Raw genomic sequence first — 15,703 nt, forward strand, 5'->3', positions numbered from 1 at the left:
CCCAGGGGGCGTATAGCCCTGGGCAGCGACGGCCCCGCCGTGGCGGGGCCGTTTTGCAGCGGGTGGTCAAACCGTGGCGATCATGCAGCCTATGGCGCCGGATTCCTGGTAGATGACCCGGGTGTTGTGGGCGTTGGCGAAGTCCCGCAAGCCACGTTTGGCGACGTCGCTGTACCCCACGGCCACAGCCCAGCGTGCCGCGACGGGGCTGGTGTACTTGGTGAGTTTTTCGATGTCCTTCTGGGTTTCGGCCAGCAGCTTGTTGCCGGCGTTGGTGGCACTTTCCACTTTCAGCTCAATGGCGTAGTTCTCACCGTTTTGCTGGGCCAGCACGTCCAGGCGCAGGCCTGAATTCGGATTGGGATAGGGCACTTCGCGGGCGGCGGCCACATGGGCCGAACGCAGCAGCATCAGAAACTCCACTTGAAACCACACTTCCCAGGCAGCGCCAGTGCTGATGGCGGCTTCGATGCGGGCGTGGTCGCTGAGGATGAGTTGGCTGAGGTCGGTGTTTTTCATCGGGTATTCCTCTTTGTTGGGGGTGCAAAGAGGAACGTGCGGAAGGTGGTGGGTGTGAATCTGCTGGCCGCGCCAGCACAGGATCAAGCTTCAATCCGCCTCCCTGGCTACAGGCTGGCTCAAGTTGGCCGCGCCCAGGCAGTAGAACAGCCCACCGGCGACTATGAACGCTCCCAGCATGTAGAAGATCCAGTGCGCCGGCTGGCTGGCCAGGACCATGCCGCAGAGTATCGGGCCCAGGGCGCCGCCGAGGCTGGAGAGGTTCTGGGCGCCGTAGTACAGGCCCCGCAACGGCTCAGGGGCGATCAGGTCGATGAACATGTACTCGGCGGGAAACACGATGATTTCCCCCAGGGTGAACACCACCATCGACAGTACCCACAGCGGCAGGCTGGTGGACAGGCCAAACCCGCTGATCCCCAGCAGGAACAGCCCCAGCCCGGTTGCCAGCCAGCGGTTCAGATGGCGCGTGGAAATCCTGCGGCCAATGCTGTACTGCAAGGCGATCACCAGCAGGGCGTTGGTCGCCACCAGGGTGCTGATGATGCGGTAGGTGGCCTCCGGGGACGTGGTGACCACCAGGTACTGCGAGAGGTAGGCCGAGAACTGGCCAAAGACCACGGCGCTGAGCAGGCCGCCGAGGGTGAAGCACACCAGGCGGTAGTCCCGCAGCAGCTGTTTGCCCAGGGTCAGGAAGGAGAGTGGCGTGGATGTGGCGCCAGTGGCATCCAGCTGTCTGTCGCCCCAGATGTGGTGGATTGCCAGGAACCCGGCGCCCAGGGCGGCGGATATCAGGAACGGCAGGCTGATACTCAGGTGCGCCAGCCCGGCGCCGAGAAACGGGCCCACGGCGTAGCCGATGTTGGTCAGGGTGTACTTGATCGAGAAGGCTTCGCTGCGTTGCTCCACCGGCAGGCGCTGGGCAAAGCCGGCCTTGATCGCGATGTCGATCACCGCGTAGGCCAGGTTGATCAGCACCAGGCACAAGTAGAACAGCCACAGCTGGCGGGCGGCGAAGGTGCCGACAAAACCCAGGGTGAACAGCGCACAGCAGCCGAGGATCAGGCGGTGGCTGGGAGTCCTGTCCACCAGGAATCCGCCATACAGGCTCAGCAGCGAACCGAGGATCAGGCTGCTGCCGATCACCAGGCCGATGTCGCTGACCGGCAGGCCGAAAGCACTGTTCAGGTAGATCACCAGATAGGGCAGGGTGATGGCCCGGGCCAGGGTCAGCACCAGGGTGCCGGTGAGCAGCAGGTTGATCGCCTTTGGGTAGCCTTTCAGGGTGCGCAGCATCCGTGCCTCATCGTCTGTAGCAGGGTCTTGGAAGAATGCCAGCCAGCTTACTGGGGAATCTGATTCTGTTTTATGATGATTTTTACCCAATGAATGGAATCAGATTCATGAATGCGAGGCACCGATGTTTTCTTCCGAGCGCTTGAAGGGGATCGATGTATTTGTCTGCGTCGCCGACTGCGGCAGCTTCAAGGCCGCCGCCGAGCGCCTCAACCTCACGGCCTCGGCAGTCAGCAAGGCCATTGCCCGGCTGGAAGGGCGGTTGCAGGCGCGGCTGTTCCAGCGCACCACTCGAAGCCTGGCGCTGACCGACGCGGGGACGGCTTTCTACCGCACCTGCAGCGGTGTGCTGGCCGATCTGGAAGAGGCCGAGCTGGCGCTGAACGCGGAACACACCGAGCTGCGGGGGCGGGTGCGCATCGATCTGCCCGGGACCTTTGGCCGCTCCCAGGTACTGGCTGCCGTGTTGCGGTTTGCCCGGGAACACCCCGGCTTGCAGCCGCACATCACCTTTTCCGATTCCGCCATCGACCCCCTCGAAGCCGGCGTGGACATTGCCGTGCGCCTCGGTGGTTCGGAGCTGTGGCCGGCGGCACTGGGGCATCGCTGCCTGGGCCGTGAGTGGCACCTGTTCTGCGCCTCTCCCGATTACTTGCGGCGCCATGGCACGCCGCTGACCGACCAGGACCTGGAACGGCACCAGTGCATTGCCTATGGCTGGGTGGACGGCCGGGTCAGCCCCTGGAACTTTGCGACCGGGCGTCCGGGCGAGAGCGAGCGCCGGGTCATGTCCGCCAGTTGCGTGGTGGGGGATGGCGAGGGGCTGTTGATGACCGTGCTGGACGGTTACGGCATCGCGCAATTGCCTTCGTGGCTGGTCAAGCAGCAGCTGGCGCAAGGCACCCTGGTCGAAGTGCTGCCGCAGTGGGCCAGCGAAGGGCAGGCGATTCATCTGCTGTGGCTGAAAAGCCGGCAGGGGTTGCCCAAGGTCAGTGCATTAATAGAAACGCTGGACGCCTGTTTGATGCTGGCTAATGGCAAGCCATAGCGGCTTTAAAAGGAGTACTTTCCTCAAATGGGGCTGTTTTCTTTCGGGCATGCTCTGGTTATCCAGAGTTTCTGGAGGTTAAACAGTAACTTGTAGAGTGGTTTGGTTTTTTAATCGCTTAGTCGTTGATCTTGTCTTAAGTTGGGGCTGGACAAGATCTTGGAGGCCTACTAGCTTTGTGCTAGTCGCCACTTTAGGAGGTGTTGAGTACTCATTGGGTTGTTGAGTTGAGTGGTGTTAACAATACTATTTCGGCAGTCCGGAGCTATCATGGAAAAAGATAATAATATGGATGGCAGTCAGTCAACTAAACTTGGGCCGATTTTTTATTCGGCACTTGTAATGGGGCTGGTAATGATTGGTATAGGTGCGGCATTCGAAGTGATGCACCTGAGCAATTTTTCTTTGAAAGTATTCATGTTTTGTGCAGGTATAGGAATAATTCTTGGTGCCTTTGGTTCTACGGCCAGGCTTAGCATCCCAGGTCAATCATTGACTGTTGTGGGGTCAGCTGCTCTGGCAATCGGTATTTTCTTTGTGGTACTCAATAATATGGATGGGCGCTACTTGCGCGTGATGATCGAAGGAAATGATACCAGGCAGGCCGTTATGACATTTGAAGGAGATAACGATTTTTTTGGATCTCGACTCAAAAATAGCTACGACTTCGTTGTTTTTGATAAGAATATTAACCGTAAAAAATTGAAGCTTATTGTTAATATCGGTGGTATGGAGCAAATATTCAGTTGCATCGATAGCTCTTTGTTACTCCCTCACTTGGGGTCTGGAGATACGCTTCAATGGACTTACAGTGCTGCTGAGGCCAGCCTTCGTGATGGAGCCAATAACGTGATCGCCAATGTAGGGCCATGCCGTGGTCCAGCCCGCACAGGAGGCAATCTTGCTCAAGCCTCTGTTGATAGTGGTGATTTAAACTGGTCCTTCTGGCCGACTGCCAACGCTACCGAATCCGCTCCCGTCACTACATCCGCCGAGGCCGTGGGTATCGACCGCCTTATCGAGAATCTGAGTTCCGATAGCACCAATGTGCGACGTGACGCGCGCACTGAACTTGGCAAGTTGGGCACGCCGGCAGTGAAACCATTGTTGAACGAAGTCAGAAAGGCGGATAGCAGTTATCGCACAACGCTTGGTGCCCTTGTTTCTCTCAATGAGATTACTGAGTCCCAGGCCGGGCAAGAGGCAGATTTGAAGACTCTTGTTGACGACGAAGATATGACGGCGCTGGTCAAGGCATCAACCAATAAAGATGAGACTATCCAGTCGTTTGCCACCAACGTAGTGGTCAATCTCAAGGATCCGCGTGCCATTCCCGCAGCAATTCAACAGTTCCCACAATCCAGTGCTGAGGGGCAGCGTAATTTGCTTTGGGTCCTCACTCAGGCAATGCCATTGGCTGACCAGGCGCAGCGGCGATCCGCAATAGACGGCGTGTTGGCGATGGAGCCAAGTGACGAGATGACTTCGGAACTGCTCAAGACCGTCCAGTCGGCAGCTGAATGACTTATTCGATTTATTGCAACGACGTACGCCGGGACGAAAAGTCATTAACAGACGGGGAGTTGTTCACTCCAGTCTTGAGACTGAAATACGCGTAGATAATCTAAAGGTATAGCGATGAAGAAAAATGGCAGGGGCGGCTGGATTCGAACCAACGCATGGCAGGATCAAAACCTGCTGCCTTACCGCTTGGCGACGCCCCTGTAGCTGTTGCGACGTTACTTGCTTTGAATGCCGGTCCGGGGAGGGCCGCTGCAAGAACGGGCGCAAATTTATCAATTTCTGCGCGGGCTGTGAAGCCCCAAAAGCAAAAAAATGAGTTTGAAAACAGCTGCTTAGTCTTTTTCAGTGTTCTTTTGCTATCGGTAGGGCTCAGCTCGCCAGGTAAGCGGCCTGTGAATCCATCAAGGGTTGGGCCCTGTCCAGGGCGCGGCGGATGGCCCGCAACTCTGCGCCTTCAAGGGCGCGGCGGCCCAATTCATAGTCGTCACCCCCGGGACCAAGGTGCACCGAAAACAGCCCAAACAGTTGCTCGCCCACGGCTTCGAGGAAGATTTCCATATAGGTTTCGTCGCGGCGGTAGGCGCTGAGGTAGATCAGCCCCTGGACCTCGGCGCGACCACAGTCATGGATGGCATCCCAGGTCAGGCAGCTACCTTGTTGGCTCTCGATCAGCGGCATGGACCAGGCGTCCTGTGCCAGCGGTTGGGCGCGCAGGGCCGCCGGCAGTGGCTGGCAGGACAGGACCAGGAAGCGGTACCTCGGCCGGCCATGGTGGATGGCATTGCGTGGTGCTGGCGGCTCGGGCGCCGGGCCGGTGATCCGGACCTGCAGCAGCTGGCTCAGGGCAATTTCCGAAGGCTGTTCGTTCCAGCCATTGAGGTCAGCAACCGGCGGGCACCAGATCAGTTGCAGGGTTTCGCCGATCAGGATGCCGTCCCGGTGCTGGAAGAAGGCCGAGTGTTCCTCGCCCACCACGGGCAGCAAGTCGTGCAGGTGCAAGGTCGGCGCGCCGTAGTCGATGCCCAGGTCGGTGGACCAGAACAGCGGGGCGCAGGTTTTCAGGGATGCCGGCATGGACGCGAGCCTGTGATGGGGAGGGGAGGATTCTTCGGTAACTGGCGCCGGATGTCACCTGCGCCTGACTCAATCGGCTACATCCTCTGGCGCGATGCGACCGTGACAGCGTTCAGCCGCGCACTAGTATAGGGAGCCTGAAGCAAGACCTATAAGAACAGCACAAGGACACACGTATGCGACGCTGGAACGGCTGGGGGGATGCATCCACGGTGGTCGAATTGCCGGCCCAGGGCGCGGGGTTTCTCGCCGAGCGCCTGGGCCCGGGGCGCCGCTTGCCGGAGGCGACTCTGGAACAGGCGCTGGCCAAGGTGCCGGCCTCACGCCTTGCTGCCCACCCGCTGTATTGCATCGATCCCCAGGAGCGCCTGCTGCATGCCCGCGGCCAGAGCCTGCCGGACTGGCTGGCCCTGCGCGAAGGCGAGCTGGGGGTCTATCCGGATGCCGTGGCCTTTCCGGAAACCGCCGAGCAGATCCGCCAGTTGCTGGCCCTGGCCGAGGACCGGGACCTGTGCCTGATTCCCTACGGCGGCGGCACCTCGGTTGCCGGGCACATCAATCCGGGCTGGTCGGAGCGGCCGGTGCTGACGGTGTCCCTGGCGCGCATGAGCCGCCTGCTGGAACTGGACGAAGACAGCCAGCTGGCGACCTTCGGCCCTGGGGCCAGTGGCCCGCAGGTGGAGAGCCAGCTGCGCGCCCGGGGTTACACCCTGGGGCACTTCCCCCAGTCCTGGGAGCTGTCGACCCTCGGGGGCTGGGTGGCCAGCCGCTCCAGTGGCCAGCAGTCGCTGCGCTATGGGCGCATCGAGCAGCTGTTCGCCGGGGGCACCCTGGAAACCTTTGCCGGGCCGATGCCCATCGCGACCTTTCCGGCGTCTGCGGCCGGGCCGGATCTGCGGGAAGTGGTACTGGGCAGCGAAGGGCGCTTCGGGATCATTTCCGAGGTCAAGGTCAGGGTCAGCCGCTTGCCGGATGACGAGCGCTTCTATGGGGTGTTCCTGCCGGACTGGACCCAGGCGCTGCAAGCGGTGCGTGCCCTGGCCCAGGCCCGGGTGCCGCTGTCGATGCTGCGCCTGTCCAATGCCCTGGAGACCGAAACCCAATTGGCCCTGGCCGGCCATCCCACGCAGATCGCCTGGCTGGAAAAATACCTGGCCCTGCGCGGCGCGGGGCCGGGCAAGTGCCTGCTGACCTTCGGCGTGACCGGCAATCGCCAGCAGAACGCCTTGTCCCTGCGTCACGCCCGGCGCCAGCTCAAGGGGTTTGGCGGAGTCTTTACCGGGACGTTGCTGGGCAAGAAGTGGGCGCAGAACCGCTTTCGCTTTCCCTACCTGCGCGAAAGCCTGTGGAACGCCGGCTACCTGGTGGACACCCTGGAAACCGCCACCGACTGGAGCAACGTTGACCGCCTGTTGCAACGCATCGAGGGCAGCCTGCGTGATGGCCTGGCCGCCGAGGGCGAGCAGGTGCATGTGTTCACCCACCTGTCCCACGTCTATGGCGAAGGGTCGAGCATCTACACCACTTACGTATTCCGCCCCGACGCCCACTACCCGGCGACCCTGGCGCGCTGGCAGGCCCTCAAGCACGCCGCCAGCCAGACCATCGTCAATCACCACGGCACCATCAGCCACCAGCACGGGGTGGGCAAGGACCATGCGCCGTACCTGCGGCGGGAGAAGGGCGCGCTGGCCATCGACACCCTGCAGGCCTTGAGCCGCCACTTCGATCCCGCCGGGCGCCTCAACCCCGGCACCCTGCTGGAGCAGTGACGCCATGAGCCAGGACTGGAACGGCCAGTGGCGCCAACAGGCGCTGCCCGGGCTGGGGGCGCAACCCTGGGACCTGATCGTGATCGGCGGCGGCATCAGCGGCGCCGGCATCCTGCGGGAAGCGGCGCGGCGCGGCTGGCGTTGCCTGTTGCTGGAGCAGCGGGACTTTGCCTGGGGCACCTCCAGCCGTTCCTCGAAGATGGTCCATGGCGGCTTGCGCTACATCGCCAAGGGCCAGTGGCGCCTGACCCGGGACTCGGTACGCGAGCGCCAGCGCCTGCTGCAGGAAGCCCCCGGGCTGGTGGAGCCCATGAGTTTCCTGATGCCCCATTACCGCGGCAAGTTTCCCGGACCCAAGGTGTTCGGCGGCCTGTTGACCCTGTATGACGCCCTGGCCGGGCGCCGCAACCACTGCTTTCATGATGCCGCGCACCTGCGCTTCCTGGCTCCGGGGGTGAAGGAGCCGGGCCTGCTGGGGGGCACCAGTTTCCTGGATGCCCTGACCGACGATGCGCGCCTGGTGATGCGGGTGCTGGCCGAAGCCCGGGCCGATGGCGCCGTGGCCATCAATGGCCTGCGGGTGACTCGCCTGCTGCGGGAGAACGGGCGGGTGTGCGGGGTGGCGATCGAGGACAGTGAAACGGGTGCAGTGCAAACCCTTGGCTGCGTGGCCCTGGCGGTGGCCACCGGAGCCTGGGCCGAGCGCCTGCGCCCGGCCCAGGCTCCGCGCCAGCTGCGCCCGTTGCGCGGCAGTCATTTGCTGTTGCCGGGTTGGCGCCTGCCGGTGGCCCAGGCCTTGAGCTTCATGCATGCCGAGGACGGTCGGCCGGTGTTCGTCTTCCCCTGGGAAGGCGCCACGGTGGTGGGCACTACCGATCTTGATCACCGCGACGATCTGGACCAGAGCGCCAGCATCAGTCAGGAAGAACTGCGCTACCTGCTGGCCGCCTGCGCCCAGCAGTTTCCCCAGGCTCAGGTCAGCGCCGCCGATGTGCTCTCGACCTGGGCCGGGGTGCGCCCGGTGGTGGCCGGCGCGGGGGGGGAGCAACAGGGCAAGCCGTCCAACGAAACCCGCGAGCATGTGCTGTGGCAGGAGCCGGGCTGCGTGACCCTGGCCGGCGGCAAGCTCACCACCTTCCGGCCCCAGGCCATCGAGGTGCTGCAAGCCTGTGGCGCCATGCTCGGGCGCAGCGTGGAGGACGACGGCGAACCGGTGTTCGCCCCCCAGGCGCCGGTGGATATTCCCGGGCTCAGCGCGGCTCAAGTGCGGCGTCTGGCCGGGCGCCATGGCCGCGACTTGCCCCGCGTAGCGCAGCGGGTGGCCGAGCTGGGCGGCGATTGCGTCGGCGCCAGCGACACCCTGTGGGCCGAGCTGGCCTTTGCCGCCGAGGCGGAAATGGTCCTGCACCTGGACGACCTGCTGCTGCGCCGTACCCGGCTCGGTCTGTTGCTGGCCGAAGGCGCGGCGCAGTACTTGCCGGCCATCCGCCGCCTGTGCCAGCCCCGCCTGGGCTGGGACGACGCGCGCTGGCTGGCCGAAGAACAGCGCTATCGCGACCTGTGGCAGCGCCATCACAGCCTGCCCCCCGTCACCGATTGAGCCCCAACCAAGAGAGCCCCATGGACAACCACAACAACAATAAGCAGGACTACCTGCTGGCGATCGACAACGGCACCCAAAGCGTGCGCGCGCTGCTGTTCGACCTGTCGGGCAACTTGCTGGGCAAGGGCAAGGTGGAGCTGGAGGCCTATTTTTCGACCCAGCCCGGCTGGGCCGAACAGCACCCGGACTATTACTGGGCCAAGCTCGGCGAAGCCTGCCAATTGCTCTGGCAGCAGACCGGTATCGACCGTTCGCAGATCCGCGGCGTGTCCCTGACCACCCAGCGCGGCACCCTGATCAATGTCGACGCCCAGGGCAAGGCCCTGCGTCCGGCCATTCTCTGGCTCGACCAGCGCCAGGCCGAGGTCGAAGGCCGGATCAAGGGACCTTGGGGCTGGCTGTTCAAGCTGATCGGCGCCGAGGCCACAGTGGACTATTTTCGGGCCCAGGCCGAAGCCAACTGGGTGGCCCAGCAGCAACCGGAGGTGTGGGCCGCCACTGACAAGTTCCTGCTGCTGTCGGGCTTTCTCACCCATCGCCTGACCGGCAACTTCGTCGACTCCGTCGGCTGTTGCGTGGCGTACCTGCCGTTCGACTACAAGCGCCTGCGCTGGGCCGCCCCCAGCGACTGGAAATGGCAGGCCCTGGCGGTGCGTCAGGAGCAGTTGCCGACCCTGCTCAAACCCGGCGAAACCCTGGGCCGGATCAGCGCCGAAGCAAGCCGCCACACCGGTATTCCCGAGGGCCTGCCGCTGATTGCCGCCGGTGCCGACAAGGCTTGCGAAGTCCTGGGCTCGGGCGTCCAGGATTCCACCACGGCCTGCCTGTCCTACGGCACCACGGCGACCATCACCACCACCCGTTCCCGCTATCTGGAAGTGGTGCCGCTGATCCCGCCGTACCCGGCGGCGGTGCCGAACCACTACAACTGCGAGGTGATGATCTTCCGCGGTTACTGGATGGTCAGCTGGTTCAAGCAACAGTTCGGCCTGCGGGAAGTGCAGCAGGCGGCCGAGCAGGGGCTGGAGGCGGAACAGCTGTTTGATGCCCTGGTCCAGGCGGTGCCGCCCGGGTCCATGGGCCTGACCCTGCAACCCTACTGGTCGCCGGGCATCCGCGAGCCGGGCATGGAAGCCAAGGGCGCGATGATCGGCTTTGGCGACGTGCACACCCGGGCCCATATCTACCGGGCCATCCTTGAAGGCCTGGCTTACGCCTTGCGCCAGGGCATGGAGCGCATGGAGAAACGCTCCAAGCTGAAGATCACTCGCCTGCGGGTGGCCGGTGGTGGCTCCCAGAGCGATGCGGCGATGCAACTGACGGCGGACATCTTCGGCCTGCCGGTAGAGCGCCCCCATGTCTATGAAGCCTCGGGGCTGGGGGCGGTGATCGCCTGTGCGGTGGGCCTGGGCCTGTACCCGGACTTTCCCACGGCCATCAGCGCCATGACCCGGGTCGGCGCGGTGTTCGAGCCACAGCCGCAAGCGCAGCAGATGTATCAGCGGCTGTACAGCGAGGTCTACCTGCGCATGTACCGCCAGCTCAAGCCGCTGTACCAGAGCATTCGCGAGATCACCGGGTATCCGGCCTGAGGACACGGCAGGCGCAGGTCGCAGGGGCAAGGATTCCCTGGCGAAAAAAAAGGTCCTGCCGGGCAAGGCTCATCTATCGTCATCAAGGTAGACGGATCTCTCCGAAAACCTGAACCGACGAGCTGAACATGAACCGCCAGGAAGCACTGAACATCCTATGGAAGCGACTGTTCATCATCTTTGTGCTGCTGTTGGCGGCGTCCCTGGGAGCGGTCGCCATGGCCGACGGTTACACCATCCCCTCGGTGGTGTTCATCGTCGGCAATATTGGTGGTTATGTGGGGTTTCACCGGCAACTGTCACACCTTTGCGAGGAGGAGATCATCAGCCTGTGCAGTTCCTGGTTCAATGTGCTGCTGCCGTCGTTCATTGGCGGCATCCTGGCGGGCCTGCTGTACATCCTGTTCATCTCCGGTGTGGTGCAAGGGGAGCTGTTTCCCGAGATCGTCAGGGACAAGAGTTGCAACTACCCCGAGAACAGCTTCTATGTGATTTTCTGCCAGCACGCTGACGGCTACGCCGCCTATGGCAAGTTGCTGTTCTGGTCCTTCGTTGCGGGTTTCAACCAGAACTACGTGGTCGATCTGATCGAAAACATCAAGGGCAGTAAAAAAGCACAGGGTGAAGCATGAGCGAAGACAACAAGAGCCAAGCCAGCCAGGTCAAAGGCCCGGCGTCGTACTTTCCTTCCATTGAAAAAAACTACGGTCAGCCCATCAGCCACTGGCTGGAGCTGCTTGGCGCCCTCAGCGGCAAGAAGCACATGGAACTGGTGGCCTGGCTCAAATCCGAACACGGCATGGGCCATGGTCATGCCAATGCCTTGGTGGCGCACTTTCTGGCGGGGGCCAAGAACCCTTAGCGCTGCGTGCTGGACGCTGTGGCTTCGCCAGTGAAGGCGTGACTGCCGACATCCGCTTTCCTGGCGAAAAAAGCCCAATTCCCCTGTGTTCTCTTGGTTCTTTCCTGCGTCGCAACTTGCATTGCCCCCTTTCTGCCTGTCGGAGTTTTCTCGATGTCTTCGCCAAAATCCTTGCCCACGGCCCTGTTGGGCCTGGCCCTTGCCTGCCCGGCAATCGCCGAGACCCGGAGCGTGGAGCTGGCCCCGGCGCAGGTCCTGGGGCAGGAGCAGGGCGCTGAGGGACAGCAGGTGGCAGAGGCCGAGGCGCGGCTGGCCCAGATGCCGGGCGCCGGCAATGTGGTGGACATGCGCCGGCCGCTGCAGGGGCGGGTGGCCAGCAACCAGGATGTGCTGGCTTATCAGCCAGGGGTCTACGCCCAGTCCGCCGGGAACGAAGGGGTGAAGATCTCGATCCGTGGTTCGGGCATCAACCGCGCGCCGGGGGCCCATGCCTCGGGGCTGTACACCATGCTCGACGGCTTGCCCCTGACCGGCCCCGGCGGCACCCCCTATGAGTTGCTGGAGCCCCTGTGGGTCGATCACGTAGAGGTGCTGCGCGGCGCCAATGGTTTCGACCGTGGCGCCCTGGCCCTGGGGGGCGCCATCGACTACATCAGCCACACCGGCTACGACGCACCGCTGTTGCAGGTGCGCTACGCCACCGGCAGCCACGGTTATCAGCAGCGTCAGCTCAGCTCCGGGCAAGTGCTGGGGAATTTCGACTACTACGTGTCGCTGACCGACGCCAACGCCGACGGTTACCAGGACCACACCCGCAGCCAGAGCAAGGGGGTGATTGGCAACTTCGGCTACCGCTTCAACCCGAACCTGGAGACGCGTTTCTACCTGCGCTACCGCGAGACCGACAACGATCTGGCCGGGCGGGTCAGCAAGCATTCCATCGAGCACGACCCGCGGGCGGCCAACCCGCTGTATGTCAGCCGCGATGACCGGCGCAAGCAACCGGGCAGCACCTTTGTCGGCAACAAGACCACCTATTACATCGACGACGATTCGAGCATCCAGACCGGTCTGGTCTATCACGACTACCCCATGGACCTGCGCGAAGGCCCCAACCGCCTGAAGGTGGCCTACAGCGACGTCAGCGGCACCTTCGACTACAAGCGCCGCGACACTCTCTGGGGCCGGGAAAGCCGCAGCACCCTGGGCCTGCGGGTCACCAAGCACCTGCCCAATGACGGGGCCAGCGAGTTTGTGCGGATTCCCACAGGCAACACCGCCAGCTATGCGCCAGGCACGCGAATCCGCAATTTCACCTACCAGGGCTCGGACACGGTCCTGCACTTTGGCAATGATCTGGAGATCGCCGATGACCTGTGGCTGACCACGGGGCTGGCGGCCATCTACACCCGTCGTGAAAGCGCGGTGACCTACCCCGAGGGCGGCGGCAAGACCAGCCTCGGCGATTGGGACTACGCGCCGCGCCTGGGCCTGCGCTACCAGCTGACACCGAATGTGCAGATGTTTGGCAACCTCAGGCGCTCGGTGGAAGCACCGCACCCCTGGTCGTTGATCTACAGCTCGAACCTGCGCTTCCCGTTTGGCAGCGGCGTCGCCACGGGCGCCCAGCGCGATCCGATCGAGCTGCGCAACCAGACTGCCACCACCCTGGAGCTGGGCGGCCGCGGCGATAGCAGCCTGGGCGAGTGGAGCCTGGCCTGGTACTACGCCCAGGTGCGCCACGAACTGCTCTCGGTATGGCCGGACGCCAACGCCACTATGCCCTACGAACTCAACGCCAGCCCCACGGTGCACCAGGGCGTGGAGGCCAGCCTGCAGAGTGAACTGTGGTCGCAGCCGGGCGTCGGCCGCTTGAGCCTGCGCCAGGCCTACACCTTCAGCGACTTCCACTACCGCGACGATTCGCGCTTTGGCGACAACCGCCTACCGGGCCTGCCGATGCACTATTACCAGGGCGAGCTGCGCTACGACTGGCCCCTGGGTTTCTTCGCCGCCGTCAACACCCAACTGGTGTCCAAGGTGGCGGTGGATTACGCCAACAGTTACTACGCCGATCCTTACGCGCTGTTCGGCGCCACCCTGGGCTACAACGCGCCAAAGAACGACTGGCAGACCTGGGTCGATGTGCGCAACCTGACTGACAAACGCTACGCCGCCACCGTGACTCCGGGCTACGACGACAAGGGGCTGGACGCGGCGCGCTCGACGCCGGGAGAAGGCTTGGGGGTGTACCTGGGCGTGTCGTGGAGCCTGCGCTGACTCAGTTACGAAAATACAGCTCGTCCAGCTGCCGCCGGCGGATCACCAGGTACTCCTCCCAGACCTTGGGAAAGTCCTCGTCCCGGGTGAAGGGAAAGGTCAGGTAGACGGTGCGACCGATGACACTGATGTACTCCCGCACTCGCTTGTACGCCGGTTGCTCCAGCAGCGAAATGTATTCGTCATAGGCGTAGTGGTAGTGGGAAATCGTCACCCGGTGGGGCGCGATCATGCCGCGGGAAAAGTCGATCACCCAACCGTGACTCATACCGTTGCCCAGGTACCCGTAGACCCCGTCCTCGGACAGGCTGATGTGATTTCGTGCCTGCTCGCCATCCTCGTCGTTGACCAGCACGATCTGGGTTTCGAAATAGCGGATGGCCTGTTGCTCGGGGCCGCGCAGGTGCAGGTTCCAGCTGATGGCGCCCATGCGGAATTCACCTTGTTCGGCAAATTCGGCAATCCAGCCGTTGGCGAGGGTAATGCGGTGTGTGGTCATGGTCAGTGGTCCGGCTCGGGCGGTATATGGGGGAAGGGCGCTAGTGGCGTGGCGCAGGGATTGTAACCACCAGGCTGGGGGCATGGCTTTATATCAGGGGAGAAAATGGAGCGCTGCAAACAATGCTTCTATAGTGTTTTTGCAGCATAAAAAAAGCTGAAAACAAACCCCCAACGGTTGCCGATAGCAAAGAGTCTCTCCTTTAGCAGGATGCGCCCATGTTCAATACTCGTTTGAAAATGCAGTTGCAGTCTCTTCAGTCGGAGCTTTCAGTGGCTCGACAGTTGCTCAAGGGGATTGAGACTTGCCTTGTGCGTGCGGTCCTTGACGCCAACTACAACGTTATAGATGCCAATGAAGGCTTTCTGAACATGTTGGGGTGTGGCGCCAACCAAGTGCTGAACAAACCGCTCGACAATTTCATTCCGCAGTATGTGCGGCAGATGGATTGTTATCGTCGTTTGCTCGACAGCGTGAACAACCACGACGCGGTTATCGATACTTACCGTTTTCAGCGTCCCGATGGCGGACTGTCGTGGTTTCGTGGCCTCTGGCAGCCGATTGTCAATCAACAGGGGCAGTTGGAAAGTATCCATGCCTTTGGTTCGAACATCACCGAGACCGTTGACACTTCGGCGGAGAATTCGGCGTTCATTCAAGCGCTGCTGCGCTCCACCGCGGTGATCGAGTTCGATCTTCAAGGCCATGTCCTGCAAGCAAACGAGCAGTTTCTGCGCTCGATGGGCTATGAACTTGGGCAAATCAAAGGCAAGCACCACAGCATGTTCTGTGACCCAGCCGATGCCGCGTCCAGTCATTACAAGGAGTTCTGGGCGACCCTCAATCGCGGTGAATTCGTGGCTGACCGTTTCAAGCGCGTCGATGCCCACGGTCGAGTCGTTTGGCTGGAAGCGACCTACAACCCGGTGCACAACGCACAGGGCGTCCTTTACAAGGTGGTCAAGTTCGCCACGGTCATTACCGATCAAGTGGCTCGCGAGCAGCAGGTGAACGAGGCGGCGACCATCGCGTTCGAGATCTCCCAACAAACCGACATCAGCGCCCGCCGAGGCGCCGACGTGGTGCAGAACACCGTGCAAACGATGCGCATGATCTCGGATGAAATGCAGGCGGCATCCGCCGGGATTGAAGCCTTGGGCAAGCAATCACTGCTGATCAGCTCGATTGTCCAGACCATTGGCGGCATTGCCCAACAGACCAACTTGCTCGCGCTCAACGCAGCCATCGAGGCGGCGCGGGCCGGTGAGCAGGGCCGGGGGTTTGCCGTGGTCGCCGATGAAGTGAGGCAGTTGGCGGGGCGCACCAGTGCCGCTACCGAAGAAATCGTCAGCGTTGTACAGCAGAACCAGAGTCTGGCGGATGCAGCCGTAAGCGGCATGGCCAACAGTCGCGGGCAGGCTGAAGAAGGCCTGGCACTTGCCAACGAGGCCGGCTCGGTGATTCTCGAAATCCAGGAGGGTGCGCGCCAGGTTGTGGGGGCCGTGGGGCGTTTCGCCAATCAGCTGAAATAGCCTGCGCAGCATAACGTTGCGCGCCCCTGGCGGTGCATCGCTGTGGTGCGTTGTCAGGCTGGTAAAGGCCCGGGGCGCCTTATGGGCGCCCCGGGCCTTTGC

Annotated in this window: 12 protein-coding genes, 1 tRNA gene and 2 pseudogenes; 10 read left to right on the top strand and 5 right to left on the bottom strand. The window is 62.5% G+C overall.

Annotation, left to right across the window (positions count from 1 at the left end; all coding sequences use genetic code 11):
• Positions 1 to 66 precede the first annotated feature (66 nt).
• Positions 67 to 519 carry a hypothetical protein gene (locus tag PQT43_RS27815; RefSeq protein WP_110596895.1) on the bottom strand — a complete coding sequence of 151 codons (453 nt, stop codon included), beginning with the start codon at positions 517 to 519 and terminating at the stop codon, positions 67 to 69.
• A 90-nt stretch (positions 520 to 609) separates the two neighbouring features.
• Positions 610 to 1,815 carry an MFS transporter gene (locus tag PQT43_RS27820; protein WP_272755196.1) on the bottom strand — a complete coding sequence of 402 codons (1,206 nt, stop codon included), beginning with the start codon at positions 1,813 to 1,815 and terminating at the stop codon, positions 610 to 612.
• Between the two features lie 124 nt (positions 1,816 to 1,939).
• Here PQT43_RS27820 and PQT43_RS27825 point away from each other — a divergent pair, with 124 nt between their 5' ends.
• Both PQT43_RS27825 and PQT43_RS27830 read left to right on the top strand, forming a co-directional pair.
• A complete protein-coding gene (locus PQT43_RS27825) occupies positions 1,940 to 2,863 on the top strand; it encodes a LysR family transcriptional regulator (RefSeq protein WP_272755198.1) in 924 nt (307 codons plus the stop codon).
• Positions 2,864 to 3,133: 270 nt separating this feature from the next.
• On the top strand, positions 3,134 to 4,387 hold the full coding sequence (locus tag PQT43_RS27830) for a HEAT repeat domain-containing protein (RefSeq protein ID WP_253085703.1): 1,254 nt from the start codon (positions 3,134 to 3,136) through the stop codon (positions 4,385 to 4,387).
• A 125-nt stretch (positions 4,388 to 4,512) separates the two neighbouring features.
• Here the strand turns inward: PQT43_RS27830 and PQT43_RS27835 are convergent.
• Together PQT43_RS27835 and PQT43_RS27840 are read right to left on the bottom strand one after the other, a co-directional pair.
• A tRNA-Gln gene (locus tag PQT43_RS27835) sits at positions 4,513 to 4,587 on the bottom strand.
• A 169-nt stretch (positions 4,588 to 4,756) separates the two neighbouring features.
• Positions 4,757 to 5,461, bottom strand: a complete 705-nt coding sequence (locus tag PQT43_RS27840; protein ID WP_272755199.1) for a hypothetical protein — start codon at positions 5,459 to 5,461, stop codon at positions 4,757 to 4,759.
• A gap of 176 nt (positions 5,462 to 5,637) precedes the next feature.
• Between PQT43_RS27840 and PQT43_RS27845 the strand changes: the two genes are divergently transcribed.
• The 6 genes from PQT43_RS27845 (at position 5,638) to PQT43_RS27870 (ending at position 13,570) form a co-directional block, all read left to right on the top strand.
• Positions 5,638 to 7,233 (top strand): FAD-binding oxidoreductase, encoded by a 1,596-nt coding sequence (locus tag PQT43_RS27845; RefSeq protein WP_267268331.1) that lies wholly within the window; start codon positions 5,638 to 5,640, stop codon positions 7,231 to 7,233.
• Between the two features lie 4 nt (positions 7,234 to 7,237).
• Positions 7,238 to 8,833: a glycerol-3-phosphate dehydrogenase/oxidase gene (locus PQT43_RS27850; protein WP_272755200.1), complete on the top strand. Its 1,596-nt coding sequence runs from the start codon at positions 7,238 to 7,240 to the stop codon at positions 8,831 to 8,833.
• 20 nt (positions 8,834 to 8,853) lie between these two features.
• Positions 8,854 to 10,428: an FGGY-family carbohydrate kinase gene (locus PQT43_RS27855; protein WP_110653336.1), complete on the top strand. Its 1,575-nt coding sequence runs from the start codon at positions 8,854 to 8,856 to the stop codon at positions 10,426 to 10,428.
• Positions 10,429 to 10,556: 128 nt separating this feature from the next.
• On the top strand, positions 10,557 to 11,060 hold the full coding sequence (locus tag PQT43_RS27860) for a hypothetical protein (protein WP_110596890.1): 504 nt from the start codon (positions 10,557 to 10,559) through the stop codon (positions 11,058 to 11,060).
• Positions 11,057 to 11,290: a DUF4287 domain-containing protein gene (locus PQT43_RS27865; RefSeq protein ID WP_102879127.1), complete on the top strand. Its 234-nt coding sequence runs from the start codon at positions 11,057 to 11,059 to the stop codon at positions 11,288 to 11,290. Before PQT43_RS27860 ends, PQT43_RS27865 begins: the two co-directional genes overlap by 4 nt.
• A gap of 153 nt (positions 11,291 to 11,443) precedes the next feature.
• Positions 11,444 to 13,570, top strand: coding sequence for a TonB-dependent receptor family protein (locus PQT43_RS27870; protein WP_272755201.1), 2,127 nt, complete (start codon positions 11,444 to 11,446; stop codon positions 13,568 to 13,570).
• 1 nt (position 13,571) lies between these two features.
• Here the strand turns inward: PQT43_RS27870 and PQT43_RS27875 are convergent, their stop codons facing one another.
• Positions 13,572 to 14,069, bottom strand: a complete 498-nt coding sequence (locus PQT43_RS27875) for a hypothetical protein (protein ID WP_110596888.1) — start codon at positions 14,067 to 14,069, stop codon at positions 13,572 to 13,574.
• Positions 14,070 to 14,308: 239 nt separating this feature from the next.
• On the opposite strand from PQT43_RS27875, the pseudogene PQT43_RS31570 reads away from it, so the two are divergent.
• A pseudogene (locus PQT43_RS31570) lies at positions 14,309 to 15,061 on the top strand (PAS domain-containing protein); the annotation flags it as partial.
• A gap of 105 nt (positions 15,062 to 15,166) precedes the next feature.
• Positions 15,167 to 15,601, top strand: a pseudogene (locus PQT43_RS31575) (methyl-accepting chemotaxis protein); the annotation flags it as partial.
• Positions 15,602 to 15,703: the final 102 nt, after the last annotated feature.

The organism is Pseudomonas sp. BLCC-B112 (assembly GCF_028550695.1).
In the GTDB taxonomy this organism is placed as follows: domain Bacteria; phylum Pseudomonadota; class Gammaproteobacteria; order Pseudomonadales; family Pseudomonadaceae; genus Aquipseudomonas; species Aquipseudomonas danubii.

Coding starts and splice junctions, on each gene's coding strand:
- PQT43_RS27815 (WP_110596895.1), bottom strand. CDS start 519: ATGAAAAACACCGACCTCAGCCAACTCATCCTCAGCGACCACGCCCGC.
- PQT43_RS27820 (WP_272755196.1), bottom strand. CDS start 1,815: ATGCTGCGCACCCTGAAAGGCTACCCAAAGGCGATCAACCTGCTGCTC.
- PQT43_RS27825 (WP_272755198.1), top strand. CDS start 1,940: ATGTTTTCTTCCGAGCGCTTGAAGGGGATCGATGTATTTGTCTGCGTC.
- PQT43_RS27830 (WP_253085703.1), top strand. CDS start 3,134: ATGGAAAAAGATAATAATATGGATGGCAGTCAGTCAACTAAACTTGGG.
- PQT43_RS27840 (WP_272755199.1), bottom strand. CDS start 5,461: ATGCCGGCATCCCTGAAAACCTGCGCCCCGCTGTTCTGGTCCACCGAC.
- PQT43_RS27845 (WP_267268331.1), top strand. CDS start 5,638: ATGCGACGCTGGAACGGCTGGGGGGATGCATCCACGGTGGTCGAATTG.
- PQT43_RS27850 (WP_272755200.1), top strand. CDS start 7,238: ATGAGCCAGGACTGGAACGGCCAGTGGCGCCAACAGGCGCTGCCCGGG.
- PQT43_RS27855 (WP_110653336.1), top strand. CDS start 8,854: ATGGACAACCACAACAACAATAAGCAGGACTACCTGCTGGCGATCGAC.
- PQT43_RS27860 (WP_110596890.1), top strand. CDS start 10,557: ATGAACCGCCAGGAAGCACTGAACATCCTATGGAAGCGACTGTTCATC.
- PQT43_RS27865 (WP_102879127.1), top strand. CDS start 11,057: ATGAGCGAAGACAACAAGAGCCAAGCCAGCCAGGTCAAAGGCCCGGCG.
- PQT43_RS27870 (WP_272755201.1), top strand. CDS start 11,444: ATGTCTTCGCCAAAATCCTTGCCCACGGCCCTGTTGGGCCTGGCCCTT.
- PQT43_RS27875 (WP_110596888.1), bottom strand. CDS start 14,069: ATGACCACACACCGCATTACCCTCGCCAACGGCTGGATTGCCGAATTT.